Raw genomic sequence first — 21,348 nt, forward strand, 5'->3', positions numbered from 1 at the left:
GGGTGTGTTTCGTCAACCTCTCGTTTCACAAAACAGCATCCGTTCGTTTCACACGTCAGCGTGAAGATTCTTCACGCACGAGCGTCGCCCTGGCACCAATCCTTTCTTCTCCTACAACTCCCCGCGCATGAGCGCGTGCTTGACCCTGTACGACTCCCTGTCGTAGGTGACGAGCCTGCCGTGGTGGACGATGCGGTCCATCATCGCCTTGGCCATGTCGTCGTCGGCAAGGATCTCGCCCCATCCGGAGAACTCGATGTTGGTGGTGAGGATGAGCGCGATCCGCTCGTAGCACATCGACACCACCCGGAACAGAAGCCTTGCCCCGTCGGGATCGGTGGGAAGGTACCCCCACTCGTCCAGGATGACGAGGTCGCACCTGCCGAGCCTCCTGAGCGCGTCCTGTGCCGTCCCCTCCTTGTTCGCACGCCCCAGCTCGCTTACCAGCTCCGCCGTCGACCAGAACGCGACTTTTCTGCCCTCACCGCAGGCGAGCGGCCCCAAGGCTATCGCGGTATGGGTCCTGCCATTGCCTGGTCCCCCGAAGAGCACCAGGTCCTCGTGGGCGTCGATGAAGGCAAGCGAGGGCATGTCGTCCCTCGTGAAGCCGCGGGGAAACACGATCCCCGACCATTCGAAGCCATCGAGGCCCTTCTGCGAGGGAAAGCTCGCCTGCCGCTTGGGGCGCGCTATCCGGCTTTGGTGCCTGAGCGCGTACCCCCTTGCGAGCGCATCCTCGAAGAACGCGAACTGCCCATCGGTGGCCGTCTCGGCCACGTAGCGCATCGTCGCCTTCGACAGCAGGACGGAGCCACCCTCGCGCTCGGCGCGCTCCAGCCTCTCGTAGCGCGCATCGACCCTCTGCGGCAGCCTGGCCATCCCGATCGCCTCCCCCGAGCATGAAGCCGTCGTAGTCGGCGAGCCTGGTGCCCAGCTCGCGCGCCGCCTTGGCTCTGGTGCCTTGCGCGCGGATCCTGGCGCAGCACGTCTCGACATCGGCGGGGCGCATCTTGCTGGTGGCCCGCAGCGCCCCGGAGAACGCCTGGGCGGTGATCCCCACGCCATAGGCTTGTGCGAGCCTCGGGATCACCTCGACCCGGCCTTCCAGCTCGTCGGTCGCCATGGAGCCGAAGGCGTCCCTCGCATCCTCGTCGAACAGCGCGCACACGCTGGGCTGCGTGAGGGCGCGTGTCTTCATCGAAAGCGGTTCGAGCAGTGCCAGCGGGTCCTCGTCGGAGGTGAAGAGCTTGCCGGAGCGCCTGCGGTAGGTCCTTGGCGGCGTCCCGTCAGGGGCGTCCATCTCCACCGTGAAGGCGCGCACGCCCACCGTGAGCGAAACACATGCGAGTGAGGGTGACGCCAGGTGGCGATGGCAGCCGTCCAAGGTGATCCTTCCGTAGCCGTCGGTCGTGCACGACGCCCACTTGACGACGTCGAAGGGCTTTTTTGGGAGAGGCAGAAGATGCGCCTTGTCAACCTGGAAGGGGGCGGCCCAGCCGAGTCCCTTCTCGTAGTGGAGCTGCTCTTCGGAATGGGCGTCAAGCGTCTCGGCAAGCCCTCGGCTGTAGTCTCGAAGGTCGTCCGCCTCGGGCACGGGCACGAAGAGGTTCCTCCTGGTGCAGCCGACCTTGCCCTCGACGCTTCCCTTCCCCTTGCCGGCGTTCGGGTTGCAGAAGCGGGCCGTGAAGCCGTAGTGCAGCCTGAGCCGGCGGAAGAGGTCGGACTCCACGATCACGTCGCGCCACCTCCTCCCGGCCTCGGTGGCGTTGTCGAGCGCGATGACGGGGGGGACGCCCCCGATGTGCTCGAAGCAGTCCTTGAGCCCCTGGCAGACGCAGACGTCCTTCTCGTCCGCGAAGGCCTCGCACACCTCGTGGTCGGAGTACGGGAAGGACATCGGCAGGCAGTGCATCCTTGCCCTGCCGCCGCCGAGGGCATAATCGAAGTCGGCCTGCCCGAAGTCGGCCTGCATGGTGCCCGGGTCCCATCCGAGCCTCACCGACTCGCCCCTCGGCCCCTTGGAGCGAATCTCCTTCATGTAGCGCTGCACCGTGGAGTGGCTGCCGCTAAGGCCATGCTCCGCGCGCAGCCTCCCGAAGACGCGCCTGGCCGTGTGGCGCTGCTTGTGGTGGCAGTGGCGGTCCTCCTCGAGCGTCTCGCCGATGGGGGCCTTGTGGGGGTCGAGCTCGCCCGGGGGCTCCGCGGCCTTGGGCCTTTGGGGCGGGAAGTCGTCTTCCTGAGCGTACTTCCTGATCGTTGGGTACGGCACTCCGAGGGTCCCCTTCACCTCCGTCGGCGTATAGCCATCCGCGAGCATGTCGCGCATCCTCTCTATCTGGGACATGTCCAGCATCTTCCTTTCCTGCCTCTCGACCCGTGGGTTGGGCCCTGCGAATCGAGCATGGCAATGTGTGCGGTGCCAGGACGTGTCCCCCTTGCCTATCTGTGAAACTTTTTCATGCTCACGAGTGAAAAGCCGCTCTGCTTTTTTGTGCAATTAGGAGGCTATCAAACACACTCGAAGAGCCGTGCCAGCATCCCGGTCTGCGCGTCCATCAGGAGACCCCCCGTCCTATGCCGTCCGTTGGGTAAATCCTACCGTCGGGCGCCGGCGGGCTCAACAGGACGTCGGGGTGCTACCCACTAGAAGTTTCGAAGAGCCAAAAATCAACCGCGGGGAAGGGATGAAGCTTGGCCTCATCTATGCCACATCGTCAGTGCTCAAGGATCTCACTGTCAACCATTGCGATGAGGCACACGATGCCTGTGAGCCGCACTTGCCCACGGACATGAAACGAGCGAACAAGGCCAGCAACTCACATGTAGAGCCCAAAGGGCGGTTGGAGCAATCCCCGGTTTCACCTGAGGTGTGACAGCTGGTTTACTAGGTGGACCAGCTCTCATGACTACCTAAACGGTCCTGGGCTTGCGCATCACGGCATGAAGATGCCAGAGCCTGTCGTTTCGGAAGACTTCGAGGGTGAGCCTGGACTCCTGGCGCATCCGCTCGATTTTCTTTCTGGAATAGATGCGCACATCGCCCTTGTGGAGGAGGTTTGCCAGCGGCAGCTCAGCGTGATTGATGAACCAGACCATAAGAGCGTTGCCGGTGCTGTCGTTGAGCACAAGCTTGCCTCCGGGCCTCAGAACGCGAGACACGCTGTCAAAAAAGTCCTGGGGATTGGGGTAGTGGTGGAAGCTCATGGAGCAGATTGCGACGTCAAACGATGAGTCCTCGAAGGGGATGTCCTCGCAGTCGCCTACCACGAACCTGACGTTGGCGCACGCCTTTGCCCGGGCGACCTCGATCATCTTGGGCGTGAGGCCGAGGCCGGTGTAGCGGCGATTCGGCCATCTCTTGTGCAGGAGCGAGGTCATGGGACCCGTTCCGCACCCACAGTCGAGAAGGTCCTCGAAGGGTTCCCTCTCAAATTCTTTCAGGATGCTGGGGTACTCGGCACGGCACGCTCGTAGATGCCGGCATCGTCCGTCTCGTACGTCTCGGCCGCCCTCGTGAACTCCTCTATGGAGAGGCGCTTGTACTGCTCTGCCGTCCTTATGCGACACACTCCCATCAAAGTAGGCCTAAACTTGTCTTTATAGTGAAACTACAGACTGATATGCGTGACCTTCTGGAGCCACGTGCCATCCCACTGGCAATGTACAGCAGAGACACAGAGCCAACAGGTCTTTTGTGCAGGCAAACGAAGCGTCGATTGACCGTTGCGGACTTCTAGGGCATGTTTGTCCCTGAAAGGAGGCGCACATGGATGCACACCGGTTTGGCAACTTCGTGGCGCGACGGCGCAAGCAGCAGGGGACGACCCAGGTCTTACCTGCAGACAGGATTTGCGTGACCGACAAGACGGTCAGCCGCTGAGAGCAGGGCGTGGGTTTTCCTGACATCGGGACCATCGAACCGCTGGCGGATGCCTTGGACGTGTCCGCCATCGAGCTGATGAGGGCGGAGAGAACGGGGGAAGTCATGTCGACGCATGAGGCGGATGAGGCTTGCAAGGGTGCCCTTGACCTCACCAAGGCACAGGTAAAGAGGGAAACCAGGGACGTCGTGATGCTCATTGCCGTATTGGCGGTAGTCACGATGCTGGTGGAGATGCTGTCCTCCCTCCGGTGGAACGGGTCGGAGTTCATGATGACCATGAGCGTCCCCCTGACGTATCCACTTATACCGGGGGCACTGGTCGCCTATGCAATCTGGCGCGGGGTGTACGGAAAGACCTGGAGGCAGGCGGCATCGGTCAGCATCGTGCTGCTCGTGGCGCCCGCGTTACTCCTCCTGGGAGCGTTCCTGCTCGGTGTCTATACCTCCTGACCGAAACCATACGGTGCGCGCTCCCGCCCGCATCGGTACCGTGTTCCGTGCTCGTCTCGCGCCCGTTCGGTGTTGCATGACGCGAAGTGTGCCTTTCATCGTGCGTTGTCTTTGCCTGTCGCTTTCTTTCTCTCGAATCTCCTGTGTCGATTGGACCACATCGGAGGCATGGGTCCCGCCAACAAGACATGTCGGACCTCTCAACTGCCGTCCCACTTGACTGTGTCCTGACATGGTGCGTCTGTACCCAAGCTCCTCGAAAGACCAAAGCGAGTTGACTCGAAAATTGCTGTTGGTTTTGCTCGAAAATAGTAGACACAATACCTCGAAAACCATCGATACTCGGTCACATCCTGCTATCATCGGGCATACCAGGATGGTCTTCCGAGGGGTAGGTTCCATGCGGTACTCGAAGCTCAAGCCAGAAACGTACATTTCTCGCAGTGTCGATTCACAGCTGCAGGCCCTCTTGGGTGCCTTTGGCGGCATAGAGCTCTGCGGACCCCGCTGGTCGGGGAAGTCTTGGACGGCCCAGGCGTTTGGTGAGAGCGTGACGCGTGTGGATGAGTCCGGGGAAATCTATGCGGATGACCCACAGCTCGCACTTGTCGGAGATGCTCCTCATGTCATCGACGAATGGCAGGATGTGCCTGCCATATGGAATGTCGTGCGACACAGGATTGATGACAGTGCGAACAGATCCGGGCAGTTCATCTTGACGGGCTCATCGACTCCTCCCGAGAGCGAGAAGCGGCATAGTGGCGCCGGGCGTATCGCGCGACTGCGCATGCATACCATGAGTCTTGCGGAGACGGGTGACTCTACGGGGGCGGTGTCCCTCTCGGGACTCTTTGAGGATCGCTTTGAGCCGATGCAGTCCCATCTCGGTCTTGCAGACCTAGCCGACATCGTATGTCGTGGTGGATGGCCGGCTCTTCAGACGGGCGAGTTGACGAACCCCAAGGCCGTTGCAGCGGGCTATCTCGACGCACTGTTCGAGGTGAGTATGCCCCATGCAGGGAAAAGCCCCGTCCTATCCCGTCGCATTGCCACGTCCCTCGCGCGTAACGTGGCGACAAGTGCGACGATGGGCACCATTAGAAGCGACATCGCTGCCCTTGGCGACGTCGCCCCAGCCGATGCGACCATATCCTCGTATCTCGAGGAGTTCAGGCGCAACTACTTCATCGAGGAGCTGCCGGGTTGGGACGCCCCAATCAGATCAAGGTCAAGGCTCCGCACAAAGCCGAAGCGCTATCTCTGCGATACCTCCCTCGTGGCTAGTCTGCTCGGTGTCGACCCCTCACGCTTGCTCAAAGACGGTCAGCTGCTTGGTCTTTTGATTGAATCGCTCTGCATTCACGATTTGCTCGTCTACGTCTCTGCCCTGCCCGAGTCGTACGGGAGTTCCCTGCGGTATTACGCGGACGCCGACGGCCTTGAGGTTGATGCCATCATCGAGCTAGCTGACGGTCGGTGGGCTGCCGTCGAGATAAAGACGGGGGAGTCGAAGGTCGAGAAAGCAGCTGCCAATCTCACGAGGCTTGCTGCGAAGGTGGCCGCAAATCCTGCGGCGCGCAACCCCAAGCCCAGCTTCATGGCCGTGCTGTTGGGAAAGGGCACGATGGCGCGCAGGCGAGGCTCGGATGGGGTGTACGTCATCCCGATTGACACCTTGGGGGCGTAGGGCGTACAAGTGTGATGGTGCGCCCACGCCCGCATCAGTACCGTGTTCCGTACTCGTCCCGCGCCCGTTCGGTGTATTTCCTCACGAAGTCACCCTTCGCCTCCGCGTAGCCATCTCTGTCGTGCTCGTACGGCTTCCACAGCGAGAGCTTCAGCGTCTCGTAGTCCTTTGCCACCTTGGGATGGTCCTGCAGGAAGTCCCTAAAGTAGAGTTCGTCGTTGTCACCGGTCACGCGGATGTGGAGGTGGAAGACTCTCTCCGCGAAGCCATCGGGTGTGTAGCCCTTGTTCATCGAGACCTTGCGTGCTGCGTTCCTGTTCGCCTTCGGTCTATGGGACTCATCGTTCAGTTGCACCGTCTGCCTTTCGGTACTCTTGCACCTTGTCGGCGCAGGCATCTAGCAGCTTTCTTGAGTAGACCTTGTGTTTCGCCGAGTCCCTGGCTGTACGCCAAAGAATTGAGGCTACCTTCAGTTTGTGGAAATATGCCGAGCTTTCTTCGCTTGCACAGAAGTCTTTCAAGAACTGATTCCATTGGCAAGCAGCCGCATCGTACCTCGCATTTCCCATAGTATACGTCCAACATGTCCTGGGGAAGGACCTCGATGCGCTCCACGTTGGAGAGTGTGTGGATGAAGGCGGCAGTGCGCCTGAGGTGGTCATCGTTGTCGGTGATGCCTGGCACCAGCACATGGCGGATCCAGACGGGCTTGCCGATCTTTGAGAGGTACCTCAGCCCGCTCAGGATGTTGGCGTTCCCGTCTTTAACGTTTAGCACCAAGCTTCTTTAGGATTCCAGACAAATGTGTAGCTTCGAAAAACCAGCCATGAGCTGGTTTTTTCTTAGGCTTTGCCTTGACTTGACAAGACTAGTTCTAGTAGAATTTTTATATGGTGCTATGGTGTTATTACTTGATGGGGAGCGATGATGGCATACTTCCTCAAGAAGACGCGCAACAAGAAGGGGCTCTACCTACAGATATATGAGAGCCACTGGGACCCCAAGCGAGGTCACACGGTCAATAGGTCAGTGAGGGCTGTGGGCTACGAGCATGAGCTCAAAGCCTCTGGGATCGAAGACCCCATCTCCCACTTCAAGGCAGAGGTGGCGCAGATGAATGCCGAGCGTAAGGCAGCCAAGAAGGCAGAAAGCACACGCGAGATTGGCGAAGAGCCCCCTCAGCGCCACCTTGGCCACTTCGCAATTAAGGCCATAGATGATGCGTTAGGGGTTAGCAGGGACTTGGGTTACCTGCAAATACCCTCTGGCTTTCGCTTCTCTCTGGCAGACCTGCTCTCATCGCTCGTCTGCGCTCGCGTCGTGGCGCCGTGCTCAAAGAGCAGGACCTTCCACGATGTGGTGCCCCTTATGGAGGGTGTGGACGCACGCTTCAGTCTCAACCAACTCTACGACGGCCTGGCATATCTGGGTGAGGAGTACGAGAAGGTCATAGAGATATACAACGAGCGCATGGCAGGCCTTTTTCCGAGAGACACCTCCTGCTGCTACTTCGACTGCACGAACTTCTACTTCGAGATAGACCGCGAAGATGGGCTCAGAAGAAAGGGACCTTCCAAGGAGCACAGAAGCGAGCCGATCGTGAGCATGGGGCTGCTTCTTGACAGCAGGTGCATACCCATATCAATGAGTGTCTTTGCTGGCAACGAGAGCGAGAGGCCACAGCTCAGGGAAGTCATAGGCAAGCTCAAGGAGCGCCACGCAATCGTTGGCCGTACGGTACGGATCGCCGACAAGGGGCTCAACTGTGCCGACAACGTAGCCGACAGCGCACGTGCGGGCGATGGCTACATATTCTCTAGGTCAATCAGGACATTGGCGGCAACGGAGCGAGCCTGGGCGCTTGCTGGGAGCGGATGGAAGGACGTCTCAGACAAGAAGGGCACGGTAGCCTGGAGCTACAAGGAAGCAGTCGATGACTTCGAGTATGTGCTGACAGCTCAAGACGGAGGAAAGAGGACCGTTAGGCTTCCCGAGAAGAGAGTCGTCACCTACAGTCCCTCTCTCGCCAAGAAGCAGACCTATGAGATAAACAGGCAGGTGGAGAAGGCACGGGCGCTGAGGCTTGCCGCTGCCAAGAGATCCGAGTACGGAGACAGCGCCAGGTACGTCACCTTCGCCGTGGTCGATGCCGGAGGCGAGCCGCGGGATGATGGCAAGGTGGTGGCCTCCCTCAACCACGATGCGATCAGGAAGGCCAAGGCGACCGCGGGCTACAACATGCTTGTCACATCCGAGACCAAGATGTCCGCACAAGACATATGCGGCTCCTACCACCAGCTCTGGAGAATAGAGGAGTCGTTTAGGGTTATGAAGAGCGAGCTGGACGCTCGGCCCGCCTATCTGCAGAGGCCCTCCAGCATCACCGCCCACTTCCTCATCTGCTACCTAGCGGTCTTGTTGGTAAGGCTGTTGCAGGTCAACGTACTCGACGATGCGTTTTGCTCAGAGGAGATCATGGAAGTCTGCCGCGGGCTCGACGTGTGCCAGGTATCTGACAGGAAGTACGTAAACGTCTCGAGGCGCACGCCGCTCATGGAGGAGCTGGCGGCAAGGACAGGCCTGCCGCTTTTGCACTTCAACCTGAGCAAGGGAGATGTACGTGCGATTGCAGGCTGTACGCTCAGGATGCTACAGGGGAAGCAAACGGGCCCCCTTTGCTGACTTCTTACATGCAAAGGAGACCTCATAGCACCATACATGGAGGTCAAATACAAAAGTCAGGTAGTATACGTCCAACATGTCCTGGGGAAAGACCTCGATGCGCTCCACGTTGAAGAGTGTGTGGATGAAGGCGGCGGTGCGCCTGAGGTGGTCATCGTTGTCGGTGATGCCTGGCACCAGCACATGGCGGATCCAGACGGGCTTGCCGATCTTTGAGAGGTACCTCAGCCCGCTCGGGATGTTGACGTTGTCGTGGCCGGTGAGGTGCCGGTGCTTCGTGGGGTCGATGTGCTTGATGTCGCAGAGCAGGAGGTCGGTGAGGCCCATGAGCTCCTCGAACTCGTCCAGAAAGGGCTGATCGTGCGTGAAGGGCGCAAGCGCCGTGTCGATGCAAGTGTTGATGCCATGCTCCCTGGCCTTCTGGAACAGCTCAACGAGGAAGTCGATCTGCAGGAGGGGCTCGCCGCCACTCACGGTGATGCCGCCGTCCTCCCCCCCAGTAGCTGCGGTAGCGCTCAGCCTCATCCAGGAGCTCGTCGGCACCCCTGAGTTCACCAGCGTTTGTATTCCAAGTGTCCGGGTTGTGGCAGTAGGCGCAGCGCATGGCGCAGCCCTGCAGGAAGATGAGGTAGCGCACACTCGGACCGTCAGCGACCCGAACGACTCGCATGAGTGAACCCTTCCCTGTGGCATCCGCACCTCCCCGTATCCCCTTGTGCAGCGGTGACTCTAGGCGGTGCGGATGTCCCATTCCATGACTGAGATCAAGGAGCTGTGAAGGAAGGGAACTGTGTGGTTTCGGGTGGGGGCTTCCGTTCGCTGGGTATTTGGCTACGTTCGCGAGTTGTGTATCAAAAAACGATACACTTCCTTTGCCCGACGGTAAACTCATGGTGAGGCCTCGAAGTATCCATTGTCTGCGAAGGAGGACATTGTGTCCCTGGAGACCTTGGTCTCCAGGGGCGGATTTGGAGGACGATCATGGGTATTCGCATCAAGCAAGTCGATAATGATGTGCGATGTGAGGAACGAGAACCTGCGTTCGTAGCCAACCGGAATTGGTTACGAGGGGTAAGGGTCTTCGACATCTTTTCGAAAACGCTGCTTGCCGCCGCTCTCATTCTTGCTGTTGGCTTGGTCTATCTGCTCGTTCAGCTCTTTCTTGGCCGAGTGGATGCGGTGGCGGCCCTACCCTTCGCACAAGGTCTTGTTGAGGTCCTGCTCTGGTACTTTGTGTTCCATGAGGTACATCACGTTTTTGCGGCGATTGCAGACTCCGGAACGCCCTTTACGAAGCTCGCCGAGGAAGGCATCCGCCGCATAGGCATGAGTCTCCTACTCCTTGCGGTCGCCGAGCTTGTGTTTCAGATGCTGGCGGAAGTCATCGCCTATGGCGTAGTTCCATCGCTTATCATTTCCTGGGGATATGGGAGCGTGGTGAGCGATTGGACGTGGCGGGGCATCGATGCGTCGTCGCGGGGAGCTATCGTGGTTGCCGTGGGTTCCTTCGTGCTGCCAGGAATTGTTTTCGCGCTCGCCCATGTCTTTGCCTATGGTCGATCCCTGCAGGATGAGGCGAATCATACCCTGTAGGGGACTGACCTCGTATCAGATCCGAGTTGTGTGTGGTGAAGGCATGCCAATAGTTCTCCATGTAGACGATTTGCTCCGAGAGCGAGAATGCACCGTTCGTGAGCTAGCCGACGCCGTTGGCATTTCTCGCGTGAACATGTCACACATCAAGACGGGGGACATTCGCGCCCTACGTCTGTCCACCTTGGATGGCATATGCTCCTTCTTCGACTGTCAGCCAGGCGACGTGTTGGAGTACATCGCCGAGGATGACACATAGCCCATGTCCCTAGCGCTACGGGGCCGTCGCGTCCCTGAGCATCTGACGGCTGACAAGGCGCATTCTGCCTCTTCCGAGGCGCACCACCAGGCCTTCGCACTCAAGCGCCGAGAGGTGGCGCGAGACAGTCTCTGGACGCAGGTTGATGGAGCGGGCGATGTCCTCGAGCTTAAGGGCGATCTCGTCGCCCGAATGGAGCGCCTCCTGGTGCAGCAGGTACTTCGCGAGTCGCTGTTCCGGGTCGCGGATTCCCAGCGGCATGAGCTTCTCTGATATGGCACGCCCGAACTGGACACGGATTTGACGTTTGGAAGTGAACCCGCACAATGTGCCCCAGGAGGGTGCGGAAAGCGAGGTCTCACATGCCGAGGGAAAAGCCATATCCGCCGGAGTTCAAGGCCAAGGTCTCTCTCGAGGCAATGGAGGGCGGGGCGACCGTCAACGAGATCGCCACCAAGTATGACCTGAACCCCAATCTCGTCAGGAACTGGAAAGCCAAAGCTGGGGCGGAACTGTCGAGGGTGTTCAGCGTCGCCGAGGATGAGAGGGCGCCGAGCGGGAGGAGGCCATGCGCATCATCGACGAAATCCACTTGGAGATTGCCCTACCTGGGCGCGCGGAAGATGTCGCGCGAGTTGAGACGCCGCACGAAGGGCAGGATAGACATCGGCAGGAAGGCCACTGCGAACCTCATGGAGGAGGTGAACGTGAGGCCGGCGTACCCCAAGCCCAACCTTTCCAAGCCGGCAAAACACTCGAGGAAGCACCCCTACCTGCTGAAGAGCAAGGCCATACGGTTTCCGGACCAGGTGTGGTCGGTCGACATGACCTATGTGTCGGTCGGGGGCTCGCACATGTATCTGACTTGCGTGATCGACTGGCTCTCCCTCTGCGTCGTGGGCTGGAGGCTCGCCGACGACACGGCCGCCCCGGGCGTGACGGCGTGCATGTGCGATGCCCTCGACGAGCACGGCGAGCCCGCAATCGTCAACAGCGACCAGGGGCCCGTCTTCAATTCCGACGAGTACGAGGGGCTGCTGAGAGGGAGCACGTCATGCAGAGCATGGACGGCAGGGAGCTGTGGTCGGGCAGGAATGGGCCGTGCCAGATAGACTGTCCCCGGTACAGCACGTCGAGCACCTGCTCCGTGCCGTCAGCGTTGACGTGGAAGGTCCTGATGCGCCCCTTGGCCACCACGAGGAGGGCATCGATGGGATCCCCCTCGTGGGCGATGATGGTGCCACGGGGATGGTCGCCCTGGCGTGTCTTGGCAATGAGCTGCTCGCGCGCCTCCTCGGGCAGCGCCGAGAGGAGGCGTACGCGCCGCAGGATTCCAGCGGAGACCTTGTCGAGAGAGCCGTTTCCGTGCCTTGCTGGCTGCCCCATGCCCTCGCCTCCCTTGATGCCGCATGCCACTGCGTCCATCGTATCAGCCGCTGCGAACCTCGCTTGTCCTCTCTTCGTGTAGACGGCGTGCGTGGGCTATACTCCTATGAAGTTGGGCGGTTGTGCCTGCACCGTGCGGGCAGATAGGAAAGCGAGCGTTTTGTGGCAACTCTAAGCATCAACGATCTCAAGGCTGGCCTTGGTGTCAGCATCAAGGGCAAGGACTGCGTCATCCTCGAGGCCCAGCACGTCAAGCCTGGTAAGGGCAACACCTACGTGCGCACCAAGTACCGCGACATTCGCACCGGCCGCGTGAACGAGGAGAACTTCCAGCAGTCCGCCAAGTTCGAAAGTGTCGACATGCGCACCCGCGAGATGCAGTACCTCTACGATGATGGCACCTCCTTCTGGTTCATGGATACCGAGACCTACGAGCAGATCCCCGTCGACAGGGCGCTCATCGGCGACAACGACAAGTTCCTCAAGGAGAACGACATCTGCCTTCTCCAGTATGCCAACGACGTGCTCTATGCAGTGCAGCCACCTACCTTCATCGAGGTCGAGATCACCCAGACCGACCCCGGCTTCAAGGGCGACACTGTCCAGGGCGGCACCAAGCCTGCTGTCATCGAGACCGGTGCCACCATCCAGGTCCCCATGTATCTCAACCAGGGCGAGAAGATCAAGGTCGACACCCGCGACGGAAAGTTCGTCGCCCGCGTCTAGGGCCAACGCAGGCGTTGCCGGCGCCAACCCAACCAGTACATACGCCCGCGTGGACATAGCCGCGCGGGCGCCTGCTTCCTGAGGGCCAGCAACGTCTATACTGATAGTGTTTGGGTCTGGCGGCGGATAACCACGTCCGTCTTCCCGGTGGGAGCGAACCGAGCACAAGGAGGGCCACCTATGGCCGAAAGCGAGCTTTACGTTTCTGGCATCGGCATTTCCAAGCGAGTCATCTCCACGGTCGTCTCGCTCGCTGCCAAGCGTGTCGAGGGCGTTGCCTCCGTGGGTGGCAACGACATCACCTCGAGCCTCATTAGCGTCTTCACCAGCAGCTCGGTTGCCCCCGAGTCTGCAGTCGAGTCCTCTGTCGAGGATGGCGGCCTGCGCATCTGCGTCCACCTCGCCGTCTTCTACGGCTACCCGTTCACCAAGCTCGCGGCCGACGTCCGCAGTGAGGTTGCCGACGCCATCACCGAGCAGGTGGGCGTTAGCGTGACCGCCGTGGACGTCTGCATCGATAGCCTCGTCTTTCCCAAGGAGTAACGTGTCCGGTCGCTTTGGAGGGCGCACACTCGCACGCGCCCAAGCCCTACAGCTCCTCTTCCAGGCCGATATCAACAACCGCACGGTGGAGGAGGTGCTCTCGGGTGACTATGCGATAGGTGACGGACCCCTCGACCCGTTCGGTGAGGAGCTCGCCCTGGCTGTCGACTCGCACCGCCATGCCATCGACGCCGTCATCCGTGCCAGCTCCGCAAGCTGGAGCCTTTCTCGCATGCCCATCGTCGATCGCAACATCTTGCGGCTTGCCCTCTACGAGATGATCGAGGAGGATGACGTTACGGTGGCCGTGGCCATCGACGAGGCCGTCGAGCTTGCCAAGGCCTTCTGCACCGACGAGTCCCCTCGCTTCATCAATGGCGTGCTTGGCACCATCGCCAAGGACATGGATGCCGGTGTCGACGTATACGAGAAGGCCCGCCAGACGCTCCGCGCAAGGGCTGCTGCGTCGTATGACGATGGGCTGTCGGGCGAGGCGGATGCGGCAGACTCGGCACCCATCGATGACGCCCCCATCTCTGACGACGCTGCGGAGTAACCATGGCTAAGCCAGACGTCTCCCAGTACCAGAGCTTCGACCAGATCACGCGGCGCTTGGATGACATCGTGGGCGCCGTACGCGACCGCGACGTCTCGCTCGAGCGTTCGCTTGACCTCTTCGACGAAGCCATCGCCCTGGGTTCAAAGGCCGTGGAGCTGGTCGACGCCACGGACTTCTCGCCAGAGGAGAAGGCCATGCTCGCGGACGGTAGCACCACCAGCGACCAGGACGCCGAGAAGCTCGAGAGCCCCACCCAAACCAAGGGCGGCAGCGTCTCGTGACGCGCCGCCGCAGGCTTGATGACGAGCTGGTCGAGCAGGGCTTCTTCCCCAATCGCGAGGATGCGATGCGTGCCGTAATGGCGGGCGAGGTCTCGACCGACAACCGCCGTCTCGACCGCGCGGGCGAGCAGGTCGAACCAGGCATTGTGCTTCACGTGCGCGGTCACATCCCCTTCGTGAGCCGTGGCGGCCTCAAGCTCGAGCGCGGCCTTGAGACCTTCGGCGTCGACCCTACGGGGCTGGCCTGCCTCGACGTGGGCTGCTCCACGGGCGGCTTCACGGATTGCCTCCTCAAGCGCGGCGCGGCCTCGGTCCTCTCGGTGGACGTGGGCTATGCGCAGTTTGACTGGTCGCTGAGGGGAGACCCCCGTGTGACCCTTCTCGAGCGTACGAACATCGTGGACGTGCCCACGCCGGAGCGTGCGGGCATCATCCGACTTGCCGTCTGCGATGTCTCCTTCACCTCGGTGACAGCCGTGCTGCCTGCGGTGACCTCGCTCCTCTCGGCGGACGGCGCCTTTCTCACCCTGGTAAAACCGCAGTTTGAGGCCACTCGCGACGAGGTGGGCGAGGGCGGGGTGGTCCGTGACTCGGCGGTGCGCCTGCGCGCGCTTGAGCGCATCGCTCGTGCCCTCTCGGATGCGGGCCTTGGCCCCGTGGGCTGCTGCGAGAGTCCTGTGCGCGGCCACAAGGGCAATGTCGAGTACCTCCTCTATGGCCGTCGCGGTGCGAAGCCTGCCGTCCTCGACCTCTCTGCTGTCGTTAATGGGGGAGCGGTGGCCCTGGCCTAGCGAGTGGGGGTACACTCTAGGTTGTGCTCCGTACACCTGTTTGGCAGGAGGTTTGCGTGAAGGTCTTCATCGTCCCAAACTATGCGCGGCCGGATGCCGTGGAAGGTGCCCGCGCACTCGAGCACTGGCTTGCGGGTCATGGCATCGAGGCCGTGTGGGCGCATGACAAGAAGCGCTTTCCCGACTACGCCGAGGACCCCTCTAGCTGCCAGCTGGTGGTCTCTCTTGGCGGAGACGGTACGCTGCTGCGCGCTGCGCGCATTGTGGGCTACTCGCAGATTCCCATGCTGGGCATTTCCTACGGACACCTGGGCTTTCTTACCACATCGGGTCCGGACAGGCTCATACAGACCGTCGAGAGCGCCCTTGACGGAAGGCTTCACGTCTCACATAGGGCCACACTTGCCGTCGAGAGCACCTTTGCCTGCGAAGACGGTAGCTCCTACCAGGTAGACAGCTTTGCCCTGAACGATTTTGCGGTCTCGCGCGGCAGCCAGGGAGACATGGTGCAGTTTGAAGTCTCGGTTTCGGGCAACCACATCGACACGCTGCGCGGTGACGGTTTCGTTGTCTCCACGGCAACCGGCTCGACCGGCTACGCGCTTGCCGCGGGTGGCCCCATCGTGACGCCGGAGTTCTCGGGCATGGTCTGCGTGCCCATTGCGCCCCACACCATCATGGCCCGAGCGTTCCTTACGGCCCCGTCCGATGTCGTCGAGATCGAGATGAGCCCCGAGCGACCGGTCGCACGGCAGTTCTTTGCCGACGGGCAGAACGTGCGCCAACGCCAGGAGGGAGAGCCCGTGCACGTCACGGTGCGCAGGGGCCCGGGCGACATCATCCTTCTCGACCATAGCGCCCAGAGCTTCTATAACTCGGTCTCGCGTGTCTTCTACGGTAGGGCGGGTCGCTGATGCTCGACGAGCTGCACGCAAGAGATGTCGCACTCATCCGCGACGTGACCATCCAGCCATCGGTCGGCCTCACGGTGCTTACGGGCGAGACGGGCGCTGGCAAGACGGCGCTTCTCTCGGCCATCAAGCTGCTGGTGGGGGAGCGCGCGGACGCCGGGTCGGTGCGCGAGGGCGCGGACGCCCTTGAGGTCGAGGGGCGCTTCTTCGAGCGCGGGGGAGACCCAGACGGCTGCGTGGTGCGTCGGCGCGTCTCGGCAGACGGCCGCGGGCGCGTGGAGATAGACGGGCGCATGGGCTCGGTGCGCGAGCTGGCGACAGGCGTTGGCCAGACGGTTGACCTCTGCGGGCAGCACGAGCACCAGCGCCTGCTCTCGGTGGGCTCGCACGTGGAGATCCTCGACGCGTGGCTGGGACAGGAGGCAGCGGACGCGCTCGGCTCCTACCAGACGGCGCTCGCTGCGGCACGCGCGGCGGCGGACGAGCTCGAGCGCGTCCGCGAGCTCTCGCGCTCTGGCGCCGAGAGGCTTGAGGAGGCCGAGTTCACGCTCAGGAAGATCGACGAGGTGGGGCCACGCGAGGGCGAGTACGAGGAGCTGGAGGAGGCACTGCCTCGCGCCGAGCATGCAGAGGCGCTGGTGTCGGCTGCGTCCGGCGCACATGACCTGGTGGCCGGCGACGACGGCGTCTCTGACGCGCTCTCGGCGGCGGTGCGTGCGCTCCGTGACGCCTCGACTTATGATGCCACGCTCGGCACCTGGGCAGATGCCCTTGAGTCCTCCCTCATCGACATCGAGGACGTGGCCTCGAGCCTGCGCGACTACGCCGACGACGTTGAGTGGGACCCGGAGGCGCTCGAGGACATGCAGCAGCGCCTCTCGCGCCTGGAGGGCCTGCGGCGCAGCTTTGGTCCGCGCATGGAGGACGTCTTCGCCCGTCGCAAGGAGGCCGCCGCCGTGGTGGCCGCAAGCGAAGGTGGCGACGAGGCCGAGAAGCGCGCGAAAAAGGCGCTCGACGCCGCGGAGCGGGCCCTCGCCAAGGCTGCCGATGCCTTGGACGCCGCACGCGAGAAGGGCGCCCCGCGCCTCTCGGCCGAGGTCAGCATCCAGATGTCTCGTCTCGAGATGGGCTCGGCATCGCTTGCGGCCTCGCAGACGCGCCTGCCGCGGGACCAGTGGGGGCCCACGGGTCCGAGTCGCGTGGAGTTTCTCTACCGCCCTGCCGCCGGCCTCACGGCGCGCCCGTTGCGCCGCATCGCCTCGGGCGGCGAGGTGAGCCGCGTGATGCTTGCGTGCAAGGTTGCCCTGGGAGACGCCGATGGCTGCGATACGCTCGTCTTCGACGAGGTCGATGCCGGCGTGGGCGGTGCTACGGCCGTGGCCTTGGCGCAGGTGCTGCGCGACCTTGCCCGCACGCACCAGGTCATTGTCGTCACGCACCTGGCGCAGGTTGCCGTCATGGCAGATCGCCACTATCTGGTGCGCAAGGTGGGTGGCACCGCAGGTGGGCCGCCCGAGACTAAGATCGATGAAGTAACTGGTGACGATCGCGTTGCCGAGATAGCGCGCATGCTCTCTGGCGACACGGGCGAGGCGTCGCTTGCGCACGCGTTGGAGATGCTCGAACATGCAGGTAGCGGCTACGGAGGGGATTCCGATGGCACAAGATAGGGCACGGCAGCGCAACGGTAGAGGTGGCGCGGGCGCAAGGCGCGGACCAAGCCGCGTGCAGCTTGCGACGAAGCACATTGCCGCGATGGACAGGCTCTTCTCGGCAGAGATCGCATCATCTCTCGCGGGGACGCGAGAGGTCTCCGGTATGCCGGCGGCGGCCTCCCATGAGGGCGTTGTGCCGCAGGTGGAGGTTGTCGAGGGGGACAGCGCCTCGGCGGTGCTGAGGCTGGGCCGCGGCATCGCGAGCCGCTGTGACATGGCCATGCTCGACTTTGCCTCGTTCGTGAACCCCGGCGGCGGCTACGAGCGTGGCGCCTGGGCGCAGGAGGAGGCGCTCTGCTCGGAGTCCTTCCTGTACAACGTGCTCTCCCAGAAGCGCGACTGGTATGGCGAGAACCGCCGCAGGAACATCAACTGCGAGCTCTATCGCAACCGCGCGCTTGTCGTTCCCGCCGTTCGCTTTGAGCGCGACAAGTACCACTCCTACTCCGACGTGATCGTGTGCGCGGCACCAAACGCCGTGCGTGCCCGGGCGAACTACCACGTGTCCGATAACGACCTGGTCACGGCCATGCGCGATCGCATCTCCTTCGTGATGGCCATTGCCGACCAGCTCGGTTATGACAAGCTGGTGCTGGGTGCCTTTGGCTGCGGCGCTTTTGGCTGGGATGCGGCTACGGTGGCGAAGCTCTTCCGCGTCGAGCTTGCCTCTGGCACGCACGTGGCCTCGCATGTGACGTTCCCCGTGCCTCGTGGGCGCACCGACGAGAACCTCGAGACCTTCCAGCACGCCTTTGCCGCCTTTCCCGAGGCAAACGCCGCACCGTACCAGAGCCGTGCCGCGCTTGCTGCCAAGCGGGCGTCCGCGCGCGCTGCCGAGGAGACGGACAGAGAGGATGAGGACGACTGGCGCAAGTACCTATAGGGACGCCCGAGGCCGCGACGCTTCCTGCGTACGGCACCAGCGTCTCTCTCGCCAGCTTTTGGCTACTTTGAGGAGAGCTATTCTCTCGGCGAGCGGTGCTTCGGGTCGGTGCCGCTCGCACTAGAATAGAGACCCGTAGAAACAGTTGGTTCACTACGGGAAGGTCAAACCCACATGACAAAGCACATCTTCGTGACCGGCGGCGTCGTCTCCTCCCTCGGCAAGGGCATAACGGCAGCATCCCTCGGACGCCTGCTCAAGGCACGTGGCTACAAGGTCATGATGCAAAAGGCTGACCCGTACCTCAACGTAGACCCAGGCACCATGAGTCCCTTTCAGCACGGTGAGGTCTTCGTGACCGAGGATGGCAAGGAGACCGACCTTGACCTTGGTCACTACGAGCGCTTCATTGACGAGAACCTCACGCGCGAGTCCAACTTCACGACGGGCCTCATCTACCAGTCGCTCATTCAGCGCGAGCGCACCGGAGACTTCCTTGGCGGCACCGTGCAGGTGATCCCGCACGTCACCAACGAGATCAAGTCCCGCTTCCTGCGCATTGAGGAGCAGACCCAGGCAGACGTCGTGATCACCGAGCTTGGCGGCACCATCGGCGACATCGAGGGCCAGCCGTTTGTCGAGGCCATGCGCCAGTTCCGCAAGGAGAAGGGGCCTGGCGACACCCTGGTCATCCACGTGAGCCTCGTGCCCTACATCGCTGCCGCGCACGAGGTAAAGACCAAGCCCACCCAGCACTCCGTCAAGGAGCTGCGCTCCATGGGCATCCAGCCCGATTTCATCGTATGCCGCTCCGACCACGAGGTCGACGCTTCCATCCGTGCCAAGATCGCCCACTTCTGCGACGTGGACGAGGATTGTGTCTTCGAGAACTCCGACTGCCCGTCCATCTACGACGTGCCCATGCGCCTCGCCAAGCAGGGCTTTGACGAGAAGGTCTGCCAGAAGCTTGGCCTCGAGCTGCATGAGCGCGACATGAGCGACTGGAACGACTTCTCCGACGCCATGCACGTGGCCAACTTGCTGTCCGAGAAGACTCGCATCGCCGTCGTGGGCAAGTACACGCAGCTGCCCGATGCCTACCTCTCGGTGATCGAGGCCCTGCACCACTCCGGCGTCTACTACGACCGCCACGTCGAGATCAAGCTCGTCGACGGCGAGGAGCTCACCGAGGAGAACGTGGACGATGAACTTGCCGGCTACGACGGCGTCCTCGTTCCTGGTGGCTTTGGCCTGCGCGGCACCGAGGGCAAGATTCTCTCGGCAAACCGCGCTCGCGTGAACAAGGTGCCATACCTGGGCGTTTGCCTGGGCCTGCAGATGGCCGTCTGCGAGTTTGCCCGCAACGTGGCAGGGCTCCCCGGTGCCATGTCCAGCGAGTTTGAGCCCGAGTGTACCTATCCCGTGATCGACCTCATGCCCGACCAGGAGGACGTCACCGACAAGGGCGGCACCATGCGCCTGGGTGCCTACCCCTGCAAGGTCGTCTCCGGCACGCTCGCCTCCGAGGCGTATGGCGAGGAGCTTATCTATGAGCGCCACCGCCACCGCTACGAGGTCAACAACGCCTACCGCAAGCAGCTCGCCGACGCCGGCATGGTCATCTCGGGCCTCTCGCCTGACAACCGCCTTGTCGAGATGGTCGAGCTTCCCGAGTCCATGCACCCCTGGTTCGTGGCGTCCCAGGCCCACCCCGAGTTCAAGAGCCGCCCCACCAAGCCCGCGCCGCTCTTCCGCGAGTTCGTCCGCGCGGCCATCGCCCATCACGAGGGTGTCGACCGCCACGGCGTGAACCCCAAGTAGCGCAAGGCCTCTCCGGGCTCGCATGGCAACGATGGGCCTCTCGCGCGCCCTGCGCGAGTACCTCAATTACCTCTCTGTCGAGAGGAACGCGTCACCCAACACGGTCGCGGCCTATGGCCGCGACCTCTCTCGTTACCTCTCGGCGCTTGGCGAGAGGGGCATCACGAGCCCTGACGACGTGACCCGCCAGGCCATAGAGGAGCACATCGCGACGCTGGCGGGCGCGGGGTTGGCGCCCGCCTCGGTCGAGAGGGCCGCCGCGGCGATCAAGGGCTTCCACCGCTTCATGGTGGCGGACGAGGTTTGCGAGAGCTTCCCCACGGCAGACCTGCCGCTGCCCGCCAAGCCGGAGCGCCTGCCCGACGTCCTGAGCGTGGGGCAGGCGGAAGCCCTTCTCGACCAGCCGTTCCCCAAGACCGCGGCGGGCCAGCGGGACCGCGCCATCCTGGAGGTGCTCTATGGCTGTGGGCTGCGCGTGTCGGAGCTCTGCGGGCTTGACATGCGCGACGTGCGGTTGGGCGAGGAGGTCGTGCGCGTCTTTGGCAAGGGGTCGAAGGAGCGTGTGGTACCCCTCGTGGGCTCGGCCGCTCGCACGATGGGGGACTACCTCGGGAGGTGGCGTCCGGGGCTTGTGGGACGCGTGCCATGCCAGGCGGTTTTTCTCAACCAGCGCGGTGGACGCATCTCCCGGCAGTCTGTCCATGCGATTGTGGAGCGGGCTGGGCGTGTGGTGGGGATTCGCGGCTTGCATCCGCACACGCTGCGGCACAGCTTTGCCACGCACCTTCTTGAGGGCGGTGCCGACCTGCGTGCCGTCCAGGAGCTCTTGGGGCATGCCGATATCTCGACGACCCAGCTCTATACCCACGTGGACCGCACGCATGTGCGCGGGGTCTACCTTGCGGCGCATCCCCGCGCGCACGTACGGGAGTAGGTGCGGGGATAGGCGGTGACCGGCGCGGTGCGCGATGGCGTGTTTTTTCGCCGTTTAGGAATTCCGCGGACGTTTAGAGCCAGCTAACCGTTCGGAATCTACGGGCCGCCCATAAACCCGGGAAAATCGGCCGGTTGCTCGGGGTAAACCACGAGAAACCACGTCTCCTCAATGTGGGGAGGAAGCCACCGGGCCCGTCTCCTATAAAAAACTCCCGGGCCCACGGAAGGGCTCCCATTTCCGT

General features: G+C 62.4%; 24 protein-coding genes and 2 pseudogenes. 16 read left to right on the plus strand and 10 right to left on the minus strand.

What is annotated here, in order from left to right; translation table 11 throughout:
- Window positions 1–111: 111 nt before the first annotated feature.
- The 4 genes and pseudogenes from istB to E0E00_RS14985 all read right to left on the minus strand — a co-directional run bounded on the left by istB (window position 112) and on the right by E0E00_RS14985 (window position 3,575).
- On the minus strand, window positions 112–1,065 hold the full coding sequence (gene istB, locus E0E00_RS06815; protein WP_371683398.1) for an IS21-like element helper ATPase IstB: 954 nt from the start codon (window positions 1,063–1,065) through the stop codon (window positions 112–114).
- A 391-nt stretch (window positions 1,066–1,456) separates the two neighbouring features.
- A pseudogene (gene istA / locus E0E00_RS14980) lies at window positions 1,457–2,353 on the minus strand (IS21 family transposase); the annotation flags it as partial.
- 557 nt (window positions 2,354–2,910) lie between these two features.
- A complete protein-coding gene (locus E0E00_RS06825; RefSeq protein ID WP_242622249.1) occupies window positions 2,911–3,444 on the minus strand; it encodes a class I SAM-dependent methyltransferase in 534 nt (177 codons plus the stop codon).
- Window positions 3,438–3,575, minus strand: a complete 138-nt coding sequence (locus tag E0E00_RS14985) for a hypothetical protein (RefSeq protein ID WP_242622260.1) — start codon at window positions 3,573–3,575, stop codon at window positions 3,438–3,440. Before E0E00_RS14985 ends, E0E00_RS06825 begins: the two co-directional genes overlap by 7 nt.
- Window positions 3,576–3,889: 314 nt before the next feature.
- Between E0E00_RS14985 and E0E00_RS06835 the strand changes: the two genes are divergently transcribed.
- Both E0E00_RS06835 and E0E00_RS06840 read left to right on the plus strand, forming a co-directional pair.
- Complete coding sequence (locus tag E0E00_RS06835) at window positions 3,890–4,333, plus strand: hypothetical protein (RefSeq protein ID WP_130811803.1); 444 nt, start codon at window positions 3,890–3,892, stop codon at window positions 4,331–4,333.
- A gap of 400 nt (window positions 4,334–4,733) precedes the next feature.
- A complete protein-coding gene (locus tag E0E00_RS06840) occupies window positions 4,734–6,020 on the plus strand; it encodes an ATP-binding protein (RefSeq protein WP_165443596.1) in 1,287 nt (428 codons plus the stop codon).
- 34 nt (window positions 6,021–6,054) lie between these two features.
- Here E0E00_RS06840 and E0E00_RS06845 read toward each other — a convergent pair whose 3' ends face one another.
- Window positions 6,055–6,375, minus strand: a complete 321-nt coding sequence (locus tag E0E00_RS06845) for a GrpB family protein (protein ID WP_242622176.1) — start codon at window positions 6,373–6,375, stop codon at window positions 6,055–6,057.
- Window positions 6,359–6,611, minus strand: a pseudogene (locus tag E0E00_RS15360) (hypothetical protein); the annotation flags it as partial. The gene E0E00_RS06845 and the pseudogene E0E00_RS15360, both read right to left, overlap by 17 nt.
- A gap of 336 nt (window positions 6,612–6,947) precedes the next feature.
- Between E0E00_RS15360 and E0E00_RS06855 the strand changes: the two are divergent.
- Window positions 6,948–8,702, plus strand: coding sequence for an IS1634 family transposase (locus E0E00_RS06855; RefSeq protein ID WP_207302694.1), 1,755 nt, complete (start codon window positions 6,948–6,950; stop codon window positions 8,700–8,702).
- On the opposite strand, the gene E0E00_RS06860 is transcribed toward E0E00_RS06855, so the two are convergent.
- Both E0E00_RS06860 and E0E00_RS15365 read right to left on the minus strand, forming a co-directional pair.
- Entirely contained in the window at window positions 8,670–9,227 is a 558-nt protein-coding gene (locus E0E00_RS06860) for a radical SAM protein (protein WP_207302695.1), read from the minus strand. The genes E0E00_RS06855 and E0E00_RS06860 overlap by 33 nt on opposite strands.
- The gene (locus tag E0E00_RS15365; protein WP_371683380.1) at window positions 9,133–9,594 is read right to left on the minus strand and encodes a 4Fe-4S cluster-binding domain-containing protein; all 462 of its coding nucleotides are present in this window, start codon (window positions 9,592–9,594) and stop codon (window positions 9,133–9,135) included. Before E0E00_RS15365 ends, E0E00_RS06860 begins: the two co-directional genes overlap by 95 nt.
- A gap of 89 nt (window positions 9,595–9,683) precedes the next feature.
- On the opposite strand from E0E00_RS15365, the gene E0E00_RS06865 reads away from it, so the two are divergent.
- A complete protein-coding gene (locus E0E00_RS06865; protein WP_130811807.1) occupies window positions 9,684–10,295 on the plus strand; it encodes a hypothetical protein in 612 nt (203 codons plus the stop codon).
- 43 nt (window positions 10,296–10,338) lie between these two features.
- Window positions 10,339–10,554, plus strand: coding sequence for a helix-turn-helix transcriptional regulator (locus tag E0E00_RS06870; RefSeq protein ID WP_130811808.1), 216 nt, complete (start codon window positions 10,339–10,341; stop codon window positions 10,552–10,554).
- Window positions 10,555–10,569: 15 nt separating this feature from the next.
- Here the strand turns inward: E0E00_RS06870 and E0E00_RS06875 are convergent, their stop codons facing one another.
- Window positions 10,570–10,815, minus strand: coding sequence for a helix-turn-helix domain-containing protein (locus tag E0E00_RS06875; protein WP_242622177.1), 246 nt, complete (start codon window positions 10,813–10,815; stop codon window positions 10,570–10,572).
- Window positions 10,816–10,916: 101 nt separating this feature from the next.
- Here E0E00_RS06875 and E0E00_RS06880 point away from each other — a divergent pair, with 101 nt between their 5' ends.
- Window positions 10,917–11,666, plus strand: a complete 750-nt coding sequence (locus E0E00_RS06880; protein ID WP_165443597.1) for a DDE-type integrase/transposase/recombinase — start codon at window positions 10,917–10,919, stop codon at window positions 11,664–11,666.
- Here the strand turns inward: E0E00_RS06880 and E0E00_RS06885 are convergent.
- Window positions 11,566–11,940, minus strand: a complete 375-nt coding sequence (locus E0E00_RS06885) for a Crp/Fnr family transcriptional regulator (protein ID WP_165443598.1) — start codon at window positions 11,938–11,940, stop codon at window positions 11,566–11,568. The two genes, E0E00_RS06880 and E0E00_RS06885, sit on opposite strands and share 101 nt — an antisense overlap.
- A gap of 162 nt (window positions 11,941–12,102) precedes the next feature.
- On the opposite strand from E0E00_RS06885, the gene efp reads away from it, so the two are divergent.
- The 10 genes from efp to E0E00_RS06935 all read left to right on the plus strand — a co-directional run bounded on the left by efp (window position 12,103) and on the right by E0E00_RS06935 (window position 21,104).
- Window positions 12,103–12,666 carry an elongation factor P gene (gene efp, locus E0E00_RS06890; protein WP_130811812.1) on the plus strand — a complete coding sequence of 188 codons (564 nt, stop codon included), beginning with the start codon at window positions 12,103–12,105 and terminating at the stop codon, window positions 12,664–12,666.
- 180 nt (window positions 12,667–12,846) lie between these two features.
- Window positions 12,847–13,209 (plus strand): Asp23/Gls24 family envelope stress response protein, encoded by a 363-nt coding sequence (locus tag E0E00_RS06895; RefSeq protein ID WP_130811813.1) that lies wholly within the window; start codon window positions 12,847–12,849, stop codon window positions 13,207–13,209.
- 1 nt (window position 13,210) lies between these two features.
- Window positions 13,211–13,765, plus strand: coding sequence for a transcription antitermination factor NusB (gene nusB, locus E0E00_RS06900; RefSeq protein ID WP_130811814.1), 555 nt, complete (start codon window positions 13,211–13,213; stop codon window positions 13,763–13,765).
- A 2-nt stretch (window positions 13,766–13,767) separates the two neighbouring features.
- Window positions 13,768–14,049 carry an exodeoxyribonuclease VII small subunit gene (locus E0E00_RS06905; RefSeq protein WP_130811815.1) on the plus strand — a complete coding sequence of 94 codons (282 nt, stop codon included), beginning with the start codon at window positions 13,768–13,770 and terminating at the stop codon, window positions 14,047–14,049.
- Window positions 14,046–14,840 (plus strand): TlyA family RNA methyltransferase, encoded by a 795-nt coding sequence (locus tag E0E00_RS06910; protein ID WP_130811816.1) that lies wholly within the window; start codon window positions 14,046–14,048, stop codon window positions 14,838–14,840. Before E0E00_RS06905 ends, E0E00_RS06910 begins: the two co-directional genes overlap by 4 nt.
- A gap of 56 nt (window positions 14,841–14,896) precedes the next feature.
- Window positions 14,897–15,754 (plus strand): NAD(+)/NADH kinase, encoded by an 858-nt coding sequence (locus E0E00_RS06915; RefSeq protein WP_130811817.1) that lies wholly within the window; start codon window positions 14,897–14,899, stop codon window positions 15,752–15,754.
- Entirely contained in the window at window positions 15,754–17,421 is a 1,668-nt protein-coding gene (gene recN, locus E0E00_RS06920; RefSeq protein ID WP_130811818.1) for a DNA repair protein RecN, read from the plus strand. The genes E0E00_RS06915 and recN overlap by 1 nt, the downstream gene beginning before the upstream one ends.
- Window positions 17,408–18,349 (plus strand): TIGR02452 family protein, encoded by a 942-nt coding sequence (locus E0E00_RS06925; protein ID WP_130811819.1) that lies wholly within the window; start codon window positions 17,408–17,410, stop codon window positions 18,347–18,349. The genes recN and E0E00_RS06925 overlap by 14 nt, the downstream gene beginning before the upstream one ends.
- A 174-nt stretch (window positions 18,350–18,523) precedes the next feature.
- On the plus strand, window positions 18,524–20,170 hold the full coding sequence (locus E0E00_RS06930) for a CTP synthase (protein ID WP_130811820.1): 1,647 nt from the start codon (window positions 18,524–18,526) through the stop codon (window positions 20,168–20,170).
- Between the two features lie 31 nt (window positions 20,171–20,201).
- Complete coding sequence (locus E0E00_RS06935) at window positions 20,202–21,104, plus strand: site-specific tyrosine recombinase (protein WP_130812627.1); 903 nt, start codon at window positions 20,202–20,204, stop codon at window positions 21,102–21,104.
- The last annotated feature ends 244 nt before the right edge of the window (window positions 21,105–21,348 follow it).

The organism is Olsenella sp. Marseille-P4559, assembly GCF_900605015.1.
In the GTDB taxonomy this organism is placed as follows: Bacteria; Actinomycetota; Coriobacteriia; order Coriobacteriales; family Atopobiaceae; genus Tractidigestivibacter.

Bases quoted from the DNA above. Each gene is read 5' to 3' on its own strand.
- istB (WP_371683398.1), bottom strand. From the start codon at position 1,065: ATGGCGTGGGGATCACCGCCCAGGCGTTCTCCGGGGCGCTGCGGGCCA.
- E0E00_RS14985 (WP_242622260.1), bottom strand. From the start codon at position 3,575: ATGGGAGTGTGTCGCATAAGGACGGCAGAGCAGTACAAGCGCCTCTCC.
- E0E00_RS06840 (WP_165443596.1), top strand. From the start codon at position 4,734: ATGCGGTACTCGAAGCTCAAGCCAGAAACGTACATTTCTCGCAGTGTC.
- E0E00_RS06855 (WP_207302694.1), top strand. From the start codon at position 6,948: ATGGCATACTTCCTCAAGAAGACGCGCAACAAGAAGGGGCTCTACCTA.
- E0E00_RS06860 (WP_207302695.1), bottom strand. From the start codon at position 9,227: ATGAGGCTGAGCGCTACCGCAGCTACTGGGGGGGAGGACGGCGGCATC.
- E0E00_RS15365 (WP_371683380.1), bottom strand. From the start codon at position 9,594: ATGAGTTTACCGTCGGGCAAAGGAAGTGTATCGTTTTTTGATACACAA.
- E0E00_RS06865 (WP_130811807.1), top strand. From the start codon at position 9,684: ATGGGTATTCGCATCAAGCAAGTCGATAATGATGTGCGATGTGAGGAA.
- E0E00_RS06870 (WP_130811808.1), top strand. From the start codon at position 10,339: ATGCCAATAGTTCTCCATGTAGACGATTTGCTCCGAGAGCGAGAATGC.
- E0E00_RS06875 (WP_242622177.1), bottom strand. From the start codon at position 10,815: ATGCCGCTGGGAATCCGCGACCCGGAACAGCGACTCGCGAAGTACCTG.
- E0E00_RS06880 (WP_165443597.1), top strand. From the start codon at position 10,917: ATGCCGAGGGAAAAGCCATATCCGCCGGAGTTCAAGGCCAAGGTCTCT.
- E0E00_RS06885 (WP_165443598.1), bottom strand. From the start codon at position 11,940: ATGGGGCAGCCAGCAAGGCACGGAAACGGCTCTCTCGACAAGGTCTCC.
- E0E00_RS06895 (WP_130811813.1), top strand. From the start codon at position 12,847: ATGGCCGAAAGCGAGCTTTACGTTTCTGGCATCGGCATTTCCAAGCGA.
- E0E00_RS06905 (WP_130811815.1), top strand. From the start codon at position 13,768: ATGGCTAAGCCAGACGTCTCCCAGTACCAGAGCTTCGACCAGATCACG.
- recN (WP_130811818.1), top strand. From the start codon at position 15,754: ATGCTCGACGAGCTGCACGCAAGAGATGTCGCACTCATCCGCGACGTG.
- E0E00_RS06925 (WP_130811819.1), top strand. From the start codon at position 17,408: ATGGCACAAGATAGGGCACGGCAGCGCAACGGTAGAGGTGGCGCGGGC.
- E0E00_RS06930 (WP_130811820.1), top strand. From the start codon at position 18,524: ATGACAAAGCACATCTTCGTGACCGGCGGCGTCGTCTCCTCCCTCGGC.
- E0E00_RS06935 (WP_130812627.1), top strand. From the start codon at position 20,202: ATGGGCCTCTCGCGCGCCCTGCGCGAGTACCTCAATTACCTCTCTGTC.